Genomic DNA, 17,886 nt, shown 5'->3' on the forward strand with positions numbered 1-17,886 from the left:
AGGGACTGATCTCGATACTGGACGCGGTAAGATGGCTCAAGCGTTCTTCATGAACCGCCGTGGTACGGAACCGTATGCCCGGTGGTGTGAGAGGACAGGGGAGGCGACTCCCCTTCCTACTCGATCTGTCATTTATCGGCGCTTTTTCTACGCTTGACTGCGGATTAATCACCTATACTCGGCTTATTATTAAACGTAGTGAGCGGTATCATCTTGCTAGGCAAAGCCTTGCGTTGTTCCTAGAGTATGGCATGGTAGTGAATCAGTGGCAGGATGGGTAAACAGTGGTTAGAACTAGCGCATTGATAACAAGCAAGGGGCAGGTATGCAGGCGAGGATGAAAAGCGCTGTAAGTGGAGCGTCGACGATAGGGTTTCTGGGTATGCTAATGCTGCTCATACTCGCGATGGTAACCACTGCGCATGCTGACAACCCGCGCTACGCGGGTATCGTCGTGGATCTGGACAATGGCGAAGTGCTTTACGCCGAGAATATTGACGATCAGCGCTATCCCGCGTCCCTCACCAAAATGATGACGCTCTATCTCACCTTTGAAGCGTTAGAAGAGGGTACGCTGCGCTTGGATCAACCCTTGCCTGTCTCCGCTTATGCGGCCGCCAAGCCTGCTGTTAAACTGTGGCTGGCTGCCGGCAGCTCGATTCCCGTGGACACCGCCATTCGCGCACTCGCGGTTCGCTCGGCTAATGACGTTGCTGCCGTGGTCGCCGAAGCGCTGGGGGGTAGCGAAGCGCGCTTTGCGCAAATGATGACCACCAAGGCGCGCGAGCTGGGCATGCACGCCACTACCTTTCGCAATGCTTCCGGCTTGCCGGATGATGGCCAAATCACCACGGCCCGAGACATGCTAACGCTCTCGGTACGCGTGATGCAGGATTTTCCCCAATACTACCACTACTTCGGCTTGCAAGAGTTCACCTACCGCGGCACCCGGCATACCAGTCACAATCGCTTGGTACGTGACTACCCGGGCGCCGATGGCCTGAAAACCGGTTTCATTCGTGCCTCTGGCTTTAACGTAGCGACCACCGCAATGCGCGGTAACCGGCGGTTGGTCGGTGTTGTGATGGGTGGTTTTTCATCCCAGTCACGGGATACCCACATGGCCAATCTGCTGGATCGTAGCTTCCTGCGTGCATCGCTGCGTGACCAGCGAAATTGGATGGGCGACACTGATTTTTCACGCGAATTTATGGCCTTCGCACCCCCTGCCCAGCCGGTTGCACCGCCGCAGCCTGCACCACAGCAACCCCTCTTGGCGGTGGTCGAAACCACCACCTTGTCTCCATCGGCCAACTCCACCCCCTCAACACCGGTAGTCGATCTTGAAGAGCAACTAGCCGATATAGTCACCATTCAGCGCCCCCCTGCCGCCAACGAAGAGCCGCAGCCCGACCCACTGCAGGCTTTCATTGAGCGCGAGCGGCAGTTAGCTGCTGCCAACGAAACTGGCGGTGCCTGGGGTGTGCAGGTCGGTGCCTTCAGTCAAGAAGCCCAAGCGCGTCAGTTGGCTCAACAGGCGGCTCAACGCATTGCTCAGAGTTTGGGCGGGCGCGTCGCTGTGGACACGGTAGAGGGCCAGAATCCGGTTTATCGTGCCCGCTTGATGGCGTTGGACGAGCAGCGCGCTCGCCAAGCCTGTCGTGAGTTGCACTCCCAGGGTATGGATTGCATGGTGGTCAACGCCAGCTTATAGCCTGGCGTGGTGCCATTACCCCGCCAATGGCTGATGATTGGCGGGGTTTTTGTTTTTAAGCGCTATGCAAAAGGAGGGTGTGGTGACAACGTCGCTGAAGGGCATACTCTGCATGTGTTTAGGGGTTCTTTTTTTGGCCCTTGGCGATGCTGTTTCCAAGTGGCTGGGGGAGACGCATTCACCGCTGCAGATTATCTTTTTTCGCGCCTTGATCTCCTTACCCATGATAGCGTTGCTTGCCCATTTTGCGGGCGGGTTACGCAAACTGCGCACCAAGCGGCCCCGGGTACATTTGCTGCGTGGATTGATATACACCGCCACCATGGTCTGCTTTGTGTGGGGGTTAACGCTGCTACCCCTCGCGGAGGCCACGGCCATCGCCTTCGTAGCGCCGCTTTTTGTCACCTTGTTGTCAGTACCTTTATTGGGTGAGCGGATTGATCCACCGGTGCTGATTGCATCCTTAGTGGGGTTTGTAGGCGTGCTGATCGTGGTACGCCCCAACGGCGACGCCTTTCAGGTCGGCGCGCTGGTGTTGGTAGGGGCGGCGCTGTTTTATGCGCTGATGATGATTACCGCCCGGCGCTATGGCGCCCGCGAACACCTTTGGGCGATGCTGTTTTATATGACCTCCGTACCATTGGTGATTACCGCTCTGACGTTGCCCTGGGTGTGGCAAACACCCCAGCCGTGGCACTGGGTAGGGTTTTTCGCTTCAGGCATATTGGGCGTTGCAGCCACCGCCTTTATCACCTTGGCCTTTCGGTTTGCCCCTGCAGCCATCGCCGCGCCGTTTGATTACACCGCCATGCTCTGGGCGGTGCTGTTGGGTTGGTGGTTCTGGGGCGAAATGCCAGATCTTTGGGTCTGGGTAGGCAGCGCCTTGATAATAGGCAGCGGGTTAGCGGTCGCGTATCACGACCGTAGAACGACCCTTAAACGCCGCCCTACGGCTTAGCCAAAGATACTTTTTGATCCAGGTCATGGAAGCCATGCGCTTGGCAGGACAGTGAATTTGGGCTGGTTATAATCCAGCCCTTTCAGCGCAGCCCGCTGCGTGCCATCGTCCTGACCACGGTGACTGTCTATGCCAACCCCTGAACTGCTTAAGCAAGCCCCCGAACTGCTTTCCCCTGCCGGTACCTTCAAAAACATGCGTTACGCCTTTGCCTATGGGGCTGATGCGGTCTACGCAGGGCAACCGCGCTACTCACTGCGGGTGCGTAACAACGATTTTAAAATTGATAACTTACATCGGGGTATTGAGTACGCCCACGCCCGTGGTAAGCAGTTTTATGTCGCTTCCAACATTGCCCCTCACAACAGCAAGCTGAAAACCTACCTTCAGGATATGGAGCCGGTGATTGAAGCAGGGCCCGATGCGCTGATTATGTCGGATCCCGGCTTGATTATGATGGTGCGAGAACGCTGGCCGGAGCAAGCCATCCACCTCTCGGTGCAATCGAATGTAGTCAACTGGGCTGCCGCCCGGTTCTGGCAGCAGCAGGGTATCAGCCGCATTATTCTATCCCGGGAGCTCTCGCTGGATGAGATCGGCGAAATACGTGACAAGTGCCCAGGCTTAGAGATCGAAACCTTTGTCCACGGCGCGCTGTGTATCGCCTATTCAGGGCGCTGCCTGCTGTCGGGCTACTTCAATCATCGCGACCCTAACCAGGGCACCTGCACCAACGCGTGCCGCTGGAAATACAACACCATAGCGGCGACCCACGATGACAAGGGCGACTTAATCGCCGCCCAGGGAGCTGCAACGACCGTCAACCAGGACGAGCTTTCGGCGCTGATTGAAGACGTTTCCCGCCCTGGCAAGCTGATGCCGGTATATGAAGATGAGCACGGCACCTACATCATGAACTCCAAGGATCTGCGCGCGGTACAGCACGTGGCTCGGCTGACGCAAATGGGCGTGGCATCGCTAAAGATCGAGGGGCGCACCAAGTCCCATTATTACGTCGCGCGTACAGCACAGGTCTATCGGCAGGCCATTGATGACGCCGTCGCTGGACGCCCCTTTAATAAACGGCTAATGGATGAACTTGAGAACCTGGCGAATCGAGGCTACACCGAGGGTTTCTATCAACGCCATGTTCACGGTGAGTTCCAAAGCTATGAGCAGGGTCACTCCATTGGTGTGCATCAGCAGTTTGTCGGTGAAGTGCTAGGTTACGACCCGGTTCGCGGAACCGTGGAGGTAGAGGTTAAAAACCGTTTCGAAGTAGGGGATGGCATGGAGCTTATGCTGCCAGGCGGCAATCACCGCTTCGTGCTCGACCATATCGAGAACTTACGAGGCGAAGCGCAAGGTGCAGCACCTGGCTCGGGGCATCGCGTGCGTATCCCCATTCCCAATGTCAGCATTGTTCCCGAGCAGCTTGAGTTTGCGCTGTTAATGCGTGATCTCACGCCTTCCAAAGCAGCGCAATCTGCATCCCTAGGAGTAGCGATCAACTAAAGGCATAAACGTCCATGGCAAGCACCCCGTGCTCCACGCTGTGGTGTAGTTGGGTCGCTTCGCCTCCCGCCCCCATGGCCACCAGCAACGGTTGAAAATGCTCAGGGGTTGGATGGTTCTTCTCGGCATTGGGCGCGCGCTCCCAGCTAAGCAGTGCGTCGCGATCATTGGCGATCAGGCGGTCGCTCACCCAGGTGGCGAACTCATCGACCCAGGCGGGCATAGGGCTATTCTGGGGCATGATTTCATACAGGTTATGGGTCAGGCTGCCTGAGCCAATCACCAGAACGCCTTCTTCCCGGAGGGCCGACAGGTGCTCACCCAGCGCGACCAGCTCCGCATTGCTCCAGCGCACCGGAAGCGACAGCGATACAACCGGCACATTGGCATCAGGAAATAGCAACGAAAGGGGCACCCATGCACCGTGATCCAGGCCACGTTCCACCCGCTCTGCGCCCAGTAACACGGCCAGCCGTTCAGCCAGTTCAGGTTCGCCAGGGGCGGGATATTGGCACTCGAAGAGCGCCCGTGGGAAGCCGCCAAAGTCGTGGATAGTCTCCGGCTTTGCGCTGGTACTCACCTTGAGCGCCAGGCTCTCCCAGTGTGCCGATACCACGACTACCGCTCTGGGTGACAGCTGTTTGCCCAGCTCGCGGAGAAAATCGTGAGCTGGGGTTTTATTAAGCGCCAGCATGGGCGAACCATGGGAGATAAATAGACTAGGTAACATAAGTGAGTCTCCACAGCAGCATTGCCAACCCTGACGGTGAAGCAAGCGCTGGATAGGCGATAGCGTTAGTTGTTAGTTGTTAGTTGTTAGTTGTTAGGTGTTAGGTGTTAGATGCTAGGCGAATCAGTTGCTTAACACCTCAGCGGCCGCTACCCAAGCCCGCTAGCACGATTAGCGCTAGCGTCCAGAATAACTGATTCATGACACCGAAGCGGCCTGGAAAACCTGAAAAGCGCGCGCTGCCTGGTAAGGGTCTGGCTGGCCGCAAATGGCCGAGATCACCGCCAGGCCGTTCGCACCTGCCCGCTGTACACTAATCGCATGATCCGCTTTTAGCCCGCCAATGGCCACGCTGGGCAAGGGGCACGCCTTGACCAGCGCCGCTAACCCACCAAAGCCGATGGGCTGGGCGTGATCCTGCTTGCTCTCGGTGGCAAACACTGGGCCAATCCCCACATAATCAAGCAGCTCAAACGGAGTGGCTTGCAACTGAGCGATAGTATTGATCGACAGGCCGATAATCGCCTGCTCGCCTAACATTCGGCGCGCTTCCTGAACGGCGGCGTCGCTCTGGCCGACATGCAGGCCATCCGCTTGGCTTTCCAGCGCTACCTGCAAACGGTCGTTAATGATCAGTGGCACACCGGTGCCCGCGAGCACTGCTTTGAGCCGTTTGGCTTGGGCAATCATCTGTTCATCACTGGCATGCTTATCACGCAGTTGCACGATGGTCACGCCGCCTTTTACCGCTGCCTCAACCGTCTGCTCCAAGCCCATCTCTCTGCACAACCCAGCGTCAGTCACTAAATAGAGCGATAGATTAAGCGCCATGGATGGCCTCCAGTGGGGAAAGGGTGGTGAGGTCGTCGGGGGTGAGTTGATACAGTGCATCCAGCAGCGCCACTTGAAAGCTACCAGGTCCCTGGGCATTGTTGCCCGCCCGCTCACCGGCGACTGCAAAGCAGGCCAGGGCGGCGGCTGTGGCGCCCAATGGCGCTTCACGATTGGCGGCGACAAAACCTGCTACCAGGGCGCTTAGCCCACAGCCGAGCGTTGTTACCCGGGGCATTAAGGGGTGGCCACCGTTAATACGGTAGTGCTGTGTACCGTCTGTTAGCCAGTCACTTTCGCCGGTCATCGCGACGATACAGCCGTGTTGTTGCGCCAGGGCTATTGCTGCGTCTACGGCTTGCTCGGTGGCAGCCGTGGAGTCCACTCCGCGGCCTTGGCTGGCTAAGCCGTTAAGGGCAAGAATTTCAGACGCATTGCCACGAATCACGCTGGGTTTAGCGGCTAGCAGTTTCGCGCACAGCGTTTGGCGATAGCGGGTGGCGCCAACGGCGACGGGGTCTAACACCCAGGGCACGCCATGCTCATGGGCAGTCGCGGTGGCGGTCAACATGGCGTCAGCCCAGTGGGCAGAGATGGTGCCGATGTTAATCGAAAGCCCCGCGGAAATAGCCGTAAACTCCGCGACTTCTTCAGGTGCATGAAGCATGGCGGGCGATGCACCAGTGGCTAACAGCAGGTTGGCCGTGCTGTTCATAGCCACATAGTTGGTCATGCAGTGAACCAGCGGCGTCACTGCGCGCAGCGTCTCAAGGTAATCGCCAAGCGGGCGTAGGGTCATAGCATCCTCCCGGCAGGGAGGTGGTAAGCGCTACCACGACTCCCTACGCCGGTGTTATCCGGTTCAGGTTCAAAGGGTGCTTCTCAGCCCACCCGTAATGGAGGGCGCCCCTGTCGAGGGTTTACTATCCTAGCCTGAAGTAGCCCTGTAAAGCCCCGGATGCGGACGATGACCATCTAACGAAACGAAATGCGTGTACCGTAGGTAAGCATTTCATCAGGTGTCATCGCTTTACCTTCTATCCCAATCATCTCGTCACCACACTGGTCGGCAAAGGTCAGCACGCCGTGAGTCAAACCCAGTTGGCCAAGCGTGTCGCGAATCTCACCGGTGCCCAGAAAAGTACTGACGTGACCCTTGTTATCGCTAAGGTCAGACACGCCGTTAGCGTGATGAAAACGTACCTTGTAGATGCCATCCATGGACTCAACTTCGACAATCGGCGAAAAGCCGTTGTGAAGCGCATTGGAAAGCTGCTTTAGGGTTAGGTGGTCACCCAGTGTCATATCAATCGCGCTCATGGAAAACTCCTGGTGGACGCCTCAGATTGGGGGGCGTCGCTCATGTGGAGGGAACTGCTATTTGTAGAGCTTGTGAATAATAAGTGTAGGGTTTTTGTTTAGGATTGCCAGCGCGCTTATGAATACGTCAATACGACGCTGCCTAGGTGTTTGTAAGGGCTGGTATTATGGCGCTAAAGCCCCCATGGTAAGCGGTATGTGAGGCGCAATAGGCTCAATGGTTAACATCAGCAACAGGAGAGTGAAATGAGTTTTCAAGGCGAGCAGCACCCCGGTGTGGTGGCCACACCACCCCAAACCCAAGGGTTTCGTTTAAATCACACCATGCTGCGGGTGAAAGATCCTGAGAGGGCGCTGGCGTTCTACTCAAAGGTGTTTGGTATGCAGGTGATGCGGCGGCTGGATTTCGAAGAGATGCAGTTCTCGCTCTACTTCCTGGCCAATCTGGAGCCCAGCGACAGCGTGCCGGAAGCGTCTGAAGCGCGCACCGTCTGGACCTTTAGCCAGAAGGGGCTGCTGGAGCTGACCCACAACTGGGGCACCGAAAACCAAGACGACTTCGCCTACCACGATGGCAATGCCGAACCCCAGGGCTTCGGGCATATCTGCTTTAACGTGCCGGATTTGGCAGCGGCCCAGGCGTGGTTTGACGAGCACGACGTCACCTTTGTGAAGCGCGCCGATCAGGGCAAGGTGAAAGATGTTATCTTCGTGAAAGACCCGGACGGCTACTGGATCGAAGTGATTCAGGCCGATTTAATGTCAGGTAAGAGCGACGCTTGAGGCACGCCAATGGCTGAACTACTGTTCCGGCTGCGCCACGTTACCGACGAAGAAGCCATGGAAGTGCGTGACCTGCTCGCCGCCCATGGCTTTGATACCTACGAAACCCAGGCGGGCTTTTTCCGCCTGGGGGTCGATGCTATTTGGCTGCGCAACCCCCAGCAACACGACGCGGCCATCGCGGCGTTAGAAGCCTATCAGGCGGAGCGCCTGGAGCGTGCCCAGCAGGAGCATCAGGCGGCGGTTGAGCGGGGCGAGCAGATGACGCTATGGAAGCGTCTGGCTGCTCACCCGCTACAGGTCATACTGGTGCTGTTGGCGGTTGGGCTGATTGCCGCCCTCACCCTTCTGCCGTTCCTGGGCCTGTCGCGGGCCTAAGCGACAGGCAGGTGGCCGCGCTTGAGGTACATCATCACGCCGTCATTGCCGGCGGTTAACGCGGGTGCCGCGCCGCTGGGGTAACGGCACCAGGTACCCGCGGTGTAGCTCTTCTCGCTATCACTTAGCGTGCCTTCCAGAATCAAAAACTCCAGACCGCCTCGCAGGGTGGGGTAGGCAATAGACGTGCCCGCCGACCAGCGTTCCAGGCTGGTGCGCTCCTGCTTGTAGGTGTGCAGCATCTTATAGGCAATGCGCGGGCGACGATCAGGCTGCCAGGGCAGCCGGTGGGCAGGCACCGCCAGCTGTAGCGTATCGTTGGGGTCAAACTGATGCAGTTTGACAAAAATCAGCGCGCCTTCCTCACCAATTTGCGGCGTATGGCCGGTGCCGATGGGGTTTCTTAAGTAGCTGCCAGCTGCGTAGCGCCCATGCTCATCGGCGAACACGCCCTCCAACACCAGAATCTCTTCGCCGCCGCCGTGGGTATGCCGCTCAAACTGGGTATTGGGGGCGTAGCGGACAAGGCTGGTGGCGCGGGCAACTTCGTCGCCAATACGGTCAAACATCATGCGTTCTACCCCCGCACTGGGGGAGTCGACCCACTGATACTCTTCCGGGGTAACACAGGCAAAGTGGCTAAAATCGGCGTTTAAACGCATGGGAAAGGGCTCTTCGCAGTGAAGGTTAGTAACGGGGAGGGGGTTAGCAGCCTGCTAGTCTCCTTATCAACAGCGAAAAATGCAACCCAAAAGCCGCCCGAAGGCGGCGTCAAGGTGTCTGGTCACTTACTCAGGGCGTTTCAGTTAGCTCGGAAAGGATATGGTGGGCCGCCTCGATGCGTGTTGGGGTGGGGTAGTTGCGGTTGGCCAGCAGCACAATGCCAATTTGCTCGCTGGGCACAAAGGCTACATAGCCGCCAAAACCATTGGTCGCGCCGGTTTTGTTGTAAAACGCCTCCTCCCTGGGGGCGAGCGGTGGGGTTAAGCGGTTGGCGGGGTTGGGCTCCAAAATCATCTCAAGGGAGTTGCCCGCCAGTAACTGCTCAAGCGCCACCGGGTAGGCGTAGCTTTCCCAGCCCAACCCTTGGGTCATATTGCCGAACTCAAAGTAGCCTGTGCGCGTGGCTGCCAAGGCTTGGCTGAGTGGCTCGTCTAGTGCGCTATTCATATGGGCTTCCACGAACGTCAGCACGTCGGCGGCTGTTGACTTCAAACCGTAGGCTTGGGCATCCAACATGCCCGGGTTGACCCGAATGGGCTTATCCTCTTTTGAGTAACCGTAGGCGTAGTGCGCCTGCTGCGCTTCTGGTACCTGGTAATAGCTATGCTCCAGCCCCAGCGGGGCGAACACCGCTTCTTCCATAAGCGTCTCGAACGGTTTGCCAAGGCGTTGGGCGGTTAAATAGCCCATCAGGCCTATGCTCGGGTTGGAGTAGAGGCGATGGCTGCCGGGGGGAGATTCAGGCTGCCACTGGCGATAGTAGTCGAGCATTTGCTCTTCGCTTTGTACCGCATCGGGAAACTGCAGCGGCAGCTCGCCCGCCGCATAGGTGCCCAGTTCCAGCAGCGTGATCTCATCGAAGGCGCTGCCTTCAAGGGCTGGTAGATACTGGCTGGCCGGGTCGGAAAGCGAAAGGACACCGCTGGACTGGGCATAGCCAGTTAACGCCGCCGTGAAGATCTTACTGATCGAGCCTAGTTCGAACAGCGTTTCATCGGTGACTGGAATACCCGCTTCTTGATCGGCTTCCCCATAATTAAAGTAATGCTGTTGGCCACCGATGCTCACTGCGACCGCCATGCCGGGAATACGGTGCTCAGCCATCAACGGCGCAATAGTGTCGTTCACCAGCGCCTCGATGTCTGTGCTGGCAGGCACATCAGACGCCCAGGCAGAGCTGCCGATTAGAAGAGAACCTGTCATGATAAGGCCGGAGTTTGCTGCTAACATCTTACGCATACCAATATCCTGTTGTGATGAGTGCGGCGCGAAAGCTGGGTGGGATCACCAGCCGTGAAGAGCGTGACAGGGGTTAATTTACGGCGGGCTGTGCGAATTAACAAACAGCGATATTTTGCCCGAGCCATTAGAAAAATTTGGGGGTCAAGGTGGTGCGTCCCTACCTGCCGTTAAAAGCGCTGCGCGCCTTTGAAGCGTCGGCCAGGCACTTAAGCTTTACCCGAGCATCTGAAGAACTTCATGTCACCCAGGCGGCGGTCAGCCATCAGGTCAAGCTGCTCGAAACCCAGTTGAAGGTGCCGCTGTTCAAGCGCTTGCCCAGGGGGCTAATGCTTACCCAGGAGGGTGAGCTGCTGCTGCCGGTATTGAAGAGTTCATTCGATCAGATCTCCCACACACTGGAGCGGGTGGGCGAGAGTAGCTATCGGGAAGTGTTAAACGTCGGGGTGGTCGGGACCTTTGCCGTCGGTTGGCTGCTGCCAAGGCTGGCGGATTTTCAGGATCAATACCCGTTTGTCGATTTGCGCCTTTCCACCCATAACAACCGCGCGGATATTGCGGGTGAAGGGCTCGATTTTGCGATCCGCTTTGGTACCGGTGCTTGGCACGCTACCGCGGCGCAGCCGCTGCTACCGGCATCGCTCTCGGTCATGTGCATCCCCGATATCGCCGCCCGGCTTAGCACTCCCGCGGATGTATTAGGTGAGACCTGGCTGCGCTCATATCGCGCCGACGAGTGGACAGAGTGGCTAACGGCGGCGGGGCTGTCAGGCAGCTTTCCGATGACCAACAGCATTGTGTTCGACTCCTCCATCGCCATGGTAGAAGCCGCGTTACAAGGGGCCGGTTTGGCCTTGGCACCACCGCTGATGTTCCCCCGCCAACTGAATAGCGGCGCGCTGGTACAGCCTTTCGACACCGCCGTCAGTCTGGGGGGGTACTGGTTGACCCGCCTGCAGACACGCCCGGAAACCCGCGCTATGGCGTGTTTCCGGGAATGGCTGCTCAAGGCGATTAATGCCTGAGCAGCACTTGTTTATCCAGCCCGCTTAGTGACTATGCTCGCTGTGGTCATGGTCATGGTCATGGTCATGGTCATGGTCATGGTCTTTGTGATCGTGCTCATGATGGCCGGGCTCTTTGTGACCACCAGGCTGGGCTAGCGCATCGTGCAGCACATGGGCGTTGTGGCGCATCATGCCCAGGTAAGTGCTGGCTTCGCCTTCTGCCGCCAGCGCATCGGCGTAAAGCGTGCCGGCAATCGGTAGGCCGGTCTCTTCAGCGAGCTGGGTGATGATCGACTGATTGGTCATGTTCTCGTGGAACAGTGCCTTCACGTTCTCCTGCTCAATCACATCCACTAACGCCGCCATGCTGGCGCCGCTGGGGTCAGCTTCCGTGGAAAGCCCCACCGGAGAGAGGAAGGTCACGCCATAGGCGCTTGAGAAGTAGCCAAAGGAGTCGTGTCCGGTGATCACGCTGGTGGAGGCCGGGATCTCGTCAATCAGCGCACGAATCTCGGCGTCCACCTCGGCGATTTGCTGTAAATACTGCTCCGCATTGGCGCGATATTCGTCGGCGTTGTCAGCATCCGCAGCGATTAATCCATCGCGGATATTGGCCACATACACTTCGGCCTGGCGCATATCCTGCCAAGCGTGGGGATCTTGACTGCCATGGTCGTGACCTGCGTGCTCATCCGCATGTTCTGCATGATCATGCTCATCATGGTCATGGTCTTCATGATCGTGGTCATCGTGGCCGTGCTCTTCCTGGGCATGCTCTTCATGGCCATGAGACTCATGGTCGTGCCCATGCTCGTCATGCCCTGCGTAGGAGAGCGGCTCGATACCGTCGGTGGCGGTGACCAAGGCGCCCGAGTAGTCGCTGGCGCTAATCAAACGCTCCATCCAACCCTCGAACAGCAGGCCGTTGAAGACCACTAAATCAGCATTCGCCAGGGAGCGTGCATCGCCGGGGCTGGGGGAGTAAACGTGGGCGTCGCCATCGGCAGCGACCAGGGAGGTCACGTCCACATGCTCGCCGCCTACGTTTTCCACCATATCGGCAAGGATCGAGAAGCTGGTAACCACCTGAACGCGCTCATTCGCCATGGCCGCAGGTAGCGCCAGCATAGCGGAAACACCGACTAACCAGCGCGATGACCGAAATGATAAATGGGCAAAAGACATACAGCACTCCTTTTACGGTTAAGCATAAATACGCAAATTAAGACCCCTGCTCAACAGCCAACGGCGTTGTTTTACGCCGCAGCTTGGCTGCCAAGCTGTGGTAGCGACCAAATAGGGCCGAGAAGAGGTAACCAAACCCGGCCAGCAGAATAATGCTGGGGCCCGAGGGAATATCCAGATGAAACGAGAGCAGCAGTCCGCCAGTGCTCGCCACCATGGCCAGCACAATGGCAATGCCGATCAAGCCCTCTAAGCGTTTGCTCCAAAAGCGCGCCGAGGTGGCGGGTAGCATCATCAGCCCCACCGCCATCAGCGTACCCAAAGTTTGAAAACCGGCGGTTAGGTTGAGTACCAGCAGCCCCAAAAACACGCTGTGCACCCAGCCGCTGCGACGGCTCTGGCCGCGTAAAAACAGCGGATCCAAGCACTCCACCACCAGGGCACGGAACACCACCGCCAGGGTCAGTACAATCAGCGTACTGATACCTGCGATCAGCAGCAGCGCAGTAGAGTTGATCGCCAAAATCGAGCCAAACAGCACGTGGGTTAGATCAACACTGCTACCGCCCAGCGAAATCAGCATTACACCGGCGGCTAGCGAGATAATAAAAAAGCTCGCCATGGCGGCATCTTCACGCTGGCCGCCCATCTTCGACACGGCCCCCGCCAGCAGCGCGACCATTAACCCAAACAGCACCCCGCCAATGCTCATAATCGGCAGTGAAAAGCCCGCCAACAGGAAGCCCAGCGCCACACCGGGCAGAATCGCGTGGGCCATGGCGTCACCAATCAGGCTCATGCCGCGTAGCACCAAAAACACCCCCAGCGGCGGGGCGGCCAGCGAAAGCGCTAAACCACCCACCACTGCGCGGCGCATAAAGCCGTAATCGAACGGGCTGACAAACCAAGCGTTAAGCAGATCCAGCATGGCGTCCCCCCATGGTAAACGGCACTACCTGGGCGGGCGCGTGTTGGTGATTAAGCGCACTGGGCGCCACCCACCGGCCATGGCCGCCGTTAAGCATCAGCACTTCGTCAGCCAGGCGGCGCAGATGATCCATATCATGGAGCACGACAATAATCGTCGCGCCGTCATCGGCCATCTGGCGCAGAATGCGGATCAAAATATCCACGGTTTCGCTATCCACGTTGGCAAACGGCTCATCGAGCAGTAACAGCTCGGCTTCCTGCATCAGCGTGCGGCCAATCAGGGCACGCTGGCGCTGGCCGCCGGAAAGCTCGCCCAGCGGACGGTGGGCCAAGTGGGAAATACCCAGCCGCGCCATAATCTCGCGGCCCTTGCGGTAATGCCCTGCACAGTAGCCGGTTAATGCGCCGTGGCTGGGCCAACTGCCGGTCATCACCAGCTCTTCCACGCTCATGGGGAAGGTCAGGTCTAACGCCAGCTGTTGCGGCAGCCACGCCCGGCGCTCTTTGGCAACGGTGCACACCACTTCGCCGCTAATAGGCCGAAGTTCGCCCATAATCGCCTGAATCAAGGTGCTTTTACCCGCGCCGTTAGCGCCGATCAGCGCGGTAATCGCCCCTGGCTTGAAGTCGCCCTCGATATGCTCCAGAACTGTGCGGCGCGCCTGGGCCAAGTGCAGGTTATGCAACTGTAAGCGTGATAAAGAGCGCTGACTCATCCCAGCCACCCACCAGCCCACACCACTAAGACCCAAAGCGCCAACAGCGGTACGGCAACAAACAGCAGCCGTTTAACCGCCGATAGCGACATCAAGGAGAAGTGGCAGGGGCCCTCCTTGTTATGGCGGTGCGTATGCTCACTCATCAAGTGGCCTCGTTTAATAGCAAATAGGTTATAACATAACGTTTAATAAGGCTAAAAAATTGCTGATTATTTTACGCGTTCACACAGTGCTGGCAACGGTAAAGCGCTGGCGGCGTAGCGCCGCCAGCGCTTTAGAGGAGCAACTACAGCGAACTATTAGTAACGCCAGGTAGCGCCTAGCTGCTGTGGCGCCACGTTAAACGCGTATTCACCAGGGATCGTAATCGGCCCAAGCGACAGATTGGCGGGCTGGAAGCGGTTTATCGCAGAGGAGGCCTGATTAGGCTGCGACCAAATTTGCAGCTCGTTGACCAGCATGCCGGTGGCAAAGTTGATCGCCCCGTCGCTTTCTCGGCCATCGGCGGCAATCACCGCGCCTGCTACGCCATTCACCACCAGTGAACTGACGCGAGCTCCCCAGCCGCGCCGCTCGCGTTCGGCTTGAGCAAGCTCCAACACCAGCGCCTGCACACCGCTTAAATCGCCGTTGGCTTTCAATCGCTCATACTCCGCCAGTGCCGCCGGGTGCGGCTGGCGGTCGGTCAGCATACCGGCCACGGCCAGGGCTGATTTCACCACCCCTACCCGGGCATCAAAGCGGTCATCCGGGTCGCTCGCCTCGCTGGATTGGTACGCGTTCACCGCCAGGCTGGTGCCGTAAATTCCCGTCCAGCCCCACTGCCAAACATTGGCGTGGCTAGCGCCGTTCTCAAATACCTCATCGTACTCACTCCACTGCCCATCCGGTTGTGCCTGGGCTTGTGCTTGTAGAGAGACAGGCAGGGCGATCATCAGAGTGGTCACCAGCGTGGCGAGAAGACGAAAAGCATGCATGAAGAAGTGCCTATATAGGGGAGCAGTAGCGCTAAGCGTAGCACGCAAAACCAATCAGACGAGGAGGATTGAAGGTTGGCGAAGTATGACTAAGGTCAATGGCGTTGCAGGATGAAGGATGGTTAGATGGGGGATTAGCAAACGGTGGAGGGGCAACGGTGACTTACTATCGCTATTGGGGCAAAGCGCAAGCCAAGGGAAAGAGCGTCGAGTGTCATCTATTGCCGTATCACAACCTTGATGTTGCAGCCGTGGGCTGGTTGCTGCTTTCATCTGATAGACCACTGACACAACGCCTGGCAGCGCAACTAAGTCTTGAGCCTGAAGCGCTACGTCAGCTGTTAGTTTTTTGGTTGGGTTTGCACGATATTGGCAAATTTTCACGATCTTTTCAGGGGCTTTTTCAATCTACCTCAAACTTGGCATTAGTCCCTCCCGCTGCGCAATATGCCTATACCGAGCGCCATGACCGCTTAGGCGCAGTGGTTTGGGAGGCTAAATGGCTAGACTGGTTTGAAGATGGCACGTTGCAGTGGCCTGGTGATCCGAGACGCTCTACAGTCAAAGCGCTTCGCGCGGCCCTCCCCGTTATCAGTGCTCCATTCTTTGGTCATCACGGCCAGCCAGTAAGCGCAGGCAATATCGATGTAGAGATGTTTTTCTGCTGCGACGAGCGCGCCGACGATATTGAAGCGACGCGCCAATTTATTGCCGATTGGGCCAGTGTCGTTCCACCAGGGTGGCCAATCGAGCAGCTGTCTTCTGAACAGTGGGTTTACGCCCTACAGACGCTAAGTTGGTCAATTGCAGGCTGGGCAACCTTAAGTGACTGGCTGGGCTCGAACCAGGATCACTTTCCTTATCTTCAAGAGCAGCTTCCTCTCGCCGATTATTGGCAAATTGCATTAAAAAACGCTGAAAAAGCGCTGCAAGAAACAGGGTTTAACAACGTTTCCAAGCCGTTGCCATACGCTGGCATGGCCGACTGGTTTGGTAAGCAATCCATCACGCCAACGCCTTTGCAGAAGGCTGCCGAGACAGTAGAGATCTTAGACGGGCCGCAGCTGTTTATCTTGGAAGACGTCACCGGGTCTGGAAAAACCGAGGCCGCCTGTATTCTGACCCAGCGCCTATTAGCGGCAGGCCACGGCGATGGGCTCTATTTTGCCCTGCCCACTATGGCCACCTCTAACGCCATGTACTCACGGCTGGGCAATTTGCATCGCCGATTTTATACCGCTGAATCTTCCCCTTCTTTTGTCCTTGCCCACGGTGCGCGGGATTTAAACGACGATTTTATCGCCGCCGTTGCTGCACCTCAGCCTGCTGATTTGGATTACACCGCTAGCGAACTGTCGGCCACAAGCCGCTGTAACCAATGGCTCGCGGATTCGCGTAAAAAAGCGCTTCTAGCAGAAGTGGGTGTAGGCACCATTGACCAGGCCTTGATGGCGATTTTGCCGTTTCGTCACCAGTCGATGCGCTTGTACGGGCTGGCGCGAAAGGTGTTGGTGATTGATGAGGTGCACGCCTACGACAATTACATGCAAACACTGCTCAGCCAACTGCTGGCCTACCATGCTCGCCAGGGCGGCAGCGCGATTCTGCTAACGGCCACGCTTCCCCGCGCCATGCGCAGTGCTTTAATGGCTGCTTGGCAAACGGGGCTTGGCCAGTCGACCACAAAACCACAAAAAGATGACTTTCCGTTGCTGACCCATGTGAGCGAAGGGCCGCCGCTGGAGCTGCCGCTAGGCTCGCGCAAAGAGGTGTCTAGGAGTGTTGAAGTCGCTTGGCTTAACGAAGAAGAGCAAGCGATAGAGGCGGTGATGGAGGCAGTGGAGGCCGGCGAGTGTATCGCCTGGGTGCGCAATACCGTAGATGATGCCATTCGTGCGTTTGAGGCTATTGCTGCTCGCCACCCTCAGCCCGAACGCTGCCTGCTATTTCACAGCCGCTTTGCCATGGTCGATAGGCAACGGATTGAGTCTCAGGTCATTGAGCGATTAGGGAAAGATTCGACGCCTGAAATACGCAAGGGGCAGGTGTTGATCAGCACTCAGGTTTTCCAAGAATCCTTGGACTGCGACGTGGATGTGATGATTAGCGATATCGCACCAATTGATCTGCTTATCCAGCGTGCAGGCCGCTTACAGCGCCACCAGCGTGGGGCACGCTGCCTGCCGCGTCTGCTGGTACTAGCGCCGCCCTGGACGGATGATCCCGATGAGCATTGGCTCAAGCGCACGCTGCCAGGCACCCAGGCGGTTTATCGGGATACGTCTCTATGCTGGCTAACCCAGCGGGTGCTGCGCCGCCTGGGTGAGATACGCATACCGGAGAGGGCAAGAGATCTTATTGAGGGGGTGTATGGACAAGTGTCTGAAGATATTCCTGATGCCCTGCAGGCAGCACGCTACGAGCAAAAAGGAATGCAAAGAACGGCTGGCTCAATAGCGAACTTCAACGCACTCAACTTAGAAGAAGGTTACACAAAAAGTGACCAGTGGCAGGAAGAGCAAGAGATAGGTACACGCCTGATGGATGAGCCCACGGTCAATGTCGTGCTGCTTTCACTCACTGACGATAACGAGCTGGCGCTATGGGCGGGTGAGAGCCGCCATGCCGATATGCTTAGCCAGGTGAAACTACGCCAAAGTCAGGTCACCAAGTTGGCACCGCTGCCAAGCCGCTACGAAAGCCAGTGGATTGCCCTTCAAGAGCACTATAAAGCACTGAAATATTCCCAGCCCTGGTTGCCCAGCGATGACCCTGAGTGCGACTACGACACCCAATGGGGGGTTAGGCTAGGTGGTAAGGAGAAAGCACCATGATGCATTCCTGAAGTTCAGGATGTCTTGGAAGCTAATTAAACAA

Annotated in this window: 18 protein-coding genes and 1 riboswitch; of the genes, 7 read left to right on the plus strand and 11 right to left on the minus strand. The window is 57.4% G+C overall.

Going from position 1 to position 17,886, the window contains the following annotated elements; translation table 11 throughout:
* The first annotated feature begins 382 nt into the window (after positions 1–382).
* The 3 genes from QT231_RS19105 to yegQ all read left to right on the plus strand — a co-directional run bounded on the left by QT231_RS19105 (position 383) and on the right by yegQ (position 4,187).
* Positions 383–1,714: an SPOR domain-containing protein gene (locus QT231_RS19105; RefSeq protein ID WP_374694415.1), complete on the plus strand. Its 1,332-nt coding sequence runs from the start codon at positions 383–385 to the stop codon at positions 1,712–1,714.
* A gap of 82 nt (positions 1,715–1,796) precedes the next feature.
* Positions 1,797–2,672: a DMT family transporter gene (locus QT231_RS19110; RefSeq protein ID WP_308338419.1), complete on the plus strand. Its 876-nt coding sequence runs from the start codon at positions 1,797–1,799 to the stop codon at positions 2,670–2,672.
* Between the two features lie 129 nt (positions 2,673–2,801).
* Positions 2,802–4,187: a tRNA 5-hydroxyuridine modification protein YegQ gene (gene yegQ, locus QT231_RS19115; RefSeq protein WP_308338420.1), complete on the plus strand. Its 1,386-nt coding sequence runs from the start codon at positions 2,802–2,804 to the stop codon at positions 4,185–4,187.
* On the opposite strand, the gene QT231_RS19120 is transcribed toward yegQ, so the two are convergent.
* The 4 genes from QT231_RS19120 to QT231_RS19135 all read right to left on the minus strand — a co-directional run bounded on the left by QT231_RS19120 (position 4,180) and on the right by QT231_RS19135 (position 7,068).
* The gene (locus QT231_RS19120; protein WP_308338421.1) at positions 4,180–4,917 is read right to left on the minus strand and encodes a class III extradiol ring-cleavage dioxygenase; all 738 of its coding nucleotides are present in this window, start codon (positions 4,915–4,917) and stop codon (positions 4,180–4,182) included. The genes yegQ and QT231_RS19120 overlap by 8 nt on opposite strands.
* A gap of 198 nt (positions 4,918–5,115) precedes the next feature.
* Positions 5,116–5,748: a thiamine phosphate synthase gene (gene thiE, locus QT231_RS19125; protein WP_308338422.1), complete on the minus strand. Its 633-nt coding sequence runs from the start codon at positions 5,746–5,748 to the stop codon at positions 5,116–5,118.
* Positions 5,738–6,547 (minus strand): hydroxyethylthiazole kinase, encoded by an 810-nt coding sequence (thiM, locus tag QT231_RS19130; protein WP_308338423.1) that lies wholly within the window; start codon positions 6,545–6,547, stop codon positions 5,738–5,740. Before thiM ends, thiE begins: the two co-directional genes overlap by 11 nt.
* Before the next feature lie 23 nt (positions 6,548–6,570).
* Positions 6,571–6,669: riboswitch (TPP riboswitch) on the minus strand.
* Positions 6,670–6,723: 54 nt separating this feature from the next.
* The gene (locus tag QT231_RS19135) at positions 6,724–7,068 is read right to left on the minus strand and encodes a hypothetical protein (RefSeq protein ID WP_308338424.1); all 345 of its coding nucleotides are present in this window, start codon (positions 7,066–7,068) and stop codon (positions 6,724–6,726) included.
* A gap of 246 nt (positions 7,069–7,314) precedes the next feature.
* Between QT231_RS19135 and gloA the strand changes: the two genes are divergently transcribed.
* The gene (gloA, locus tag QT231_RS19140) at positions 7,315–7,851 is read left to right on the plus strand and encodes a lactoylglutathione lyase (RefSeq protein ID WP_308338425.1); all 537 of its coding nucleotides are present in this window, start codon (positions 7,315–7,317) and stop codon (positions 7,849–7,851) included.
* Between the two features lie 9 nt (positions 7,852–7,860).
* Entirely contained in the window at positions 7,861–8,229 is a 369-nt protein-coding gene (locus QT231_RS19145) for a DUF6164 family protein (RefSeq protein ID WP_308338426.1), read from the plus strand.
* Here the strand turns inward: QT231_RS19145 and QT231_RS19150 are convergent.
* Positions 8,226–8,891 (minus strand): cupin domain-containing protein, encoded by a 666-nt coding sequence (locus QT231_RS19150; protein WP_308338427.1) that lies wholly within the window; start codon positions 8,889–8,891, stop codon positions 8,226–8,228. The genes QT231_RS19145 and QT231_RS19150 overlap by 4 nt on opposite strands.
* Positions 8,892–9,021: 130 nt before the next feature.
* Positions 9,022–10,191 (minus strand): class C beta-lactamase, encoded by a 1,170-nt coding sequence (gene ampC, locus QT231_RS19155; protein WP_308338428.1) that lies wholly within the window; start codon positions 10,189–10,191, stop codon positions 9,022–9,024.
* A 149-nt stretch (positions 10,192–10,340) separates the two neighbouring features.
* On the opposite strand from ampC, the gene QT231_RS19160 reads away from it, so the two are divergent.
* Positions 10,341–11,216, plus strand: a complete 876-nt coding sequence (locus QT231_RS19160) for a LysR family transcriptional regulator (protein ID WP_308338429.1) — start codon at positions 10,341–10,343, stop codon at positions 11,214–11,216.
* Positions 11,217–11,240: 24 nt separating this feature from the next.
* Here the strand turns inward: QT231_RS19160 and QT231_RS19165 are convergent, their stop codons facing one another.
* From QT231_RS19165 to QT231_RS19185, 5 genes are all read right to left on the minus strand, one after another.
* Complete coding sequence (locus tag QT231_RS19165) at positions 11,241–12,383, minus strand: metal ABC transporter solute-binding protein, Zn/Mn family (RefSeq protein WP_308338430.1); 1,143 nt, start codon at positions 12,381–12,383, stop codon at positions 11,241–11,243.
* Positions 12,384–12,420: 37 nt separating this feature from the next.
* Positions 12,421–13,311, minus strand: a complete 891-nt coding sequence (locus tag QT231_RS19170; RefSeq protein ID WP_159175916.1) for a metal ABC transporter permease — start codon at positions 13,309–13,311, stop codon at positions 12,421–12,423.
* Complete coding sequence (locus QT231_RS19175; protein ID WP_308338431.1) at positions 13,295–14,029, minus strand: ABC transporter ATP-binding protein; 735 nt, start codon at positions 14,027–14,029, stop codon at positions 13,295–13,297. The genes QT231_RS19170 and QT231_RS19175 overlap by 17 nt, the downstream gene beginning before the upstream one ends.
* The gene (locus tag QT231_RS19180) at positions 14,026–14,175 is read right to left on the minus strand and encodes a hypothetical protein (RefSeq protein WP_170938615.1); all 150 of its coding nucleotides are present in this window, start codon (positions 14,173–14,175) and stop codon (positions 14,026–14,028) included. The genes QT231_RS19175 and QT231_RS19180 overlap by 4 nt, the downstream gene beginning before the upstream one ends.
* A gap of 156 nt (positions 14,176–14,331) precedes the next feature.
* Positions 14,332–15,009, minus strand: a complete 678-nt coding sequence (locus QT231_RS19185; RefSeq protein WP_308338432.1) for a hypothetical protein — start codon at positions 15,007–15,009, stop codon at positions 14,332–14,334.
* Between the two features lie 158 nt (positions 15,010–15,167).
* On the opposite strand from QT231_RS19185, the gene cas3 reads away from it, so the two are divergent.
* Positions 15,168–17,843, plus strand: a complete 2,676-nt coding sequence (cas3, locus tag QT231_RS19190) for a CRISPR-associated helicase Cas3' (RefSeq protein ID WP_308338433.1) — start codon at positions 15,168–15,170, stop codon at positions 17,841–17,843.
* Positions 17,844–17,886: the final 43 nt, after the last annotated feature.

The sequence above is a fragment of the Halomonas sp. SpR1 genome (assembly GCF_031010175.1).
Lineage (GTDB): Bacteria > Pseudomonadota > Gammaproteobacteria > Pseudomonadales > Halomonadaceae > Vreelandella.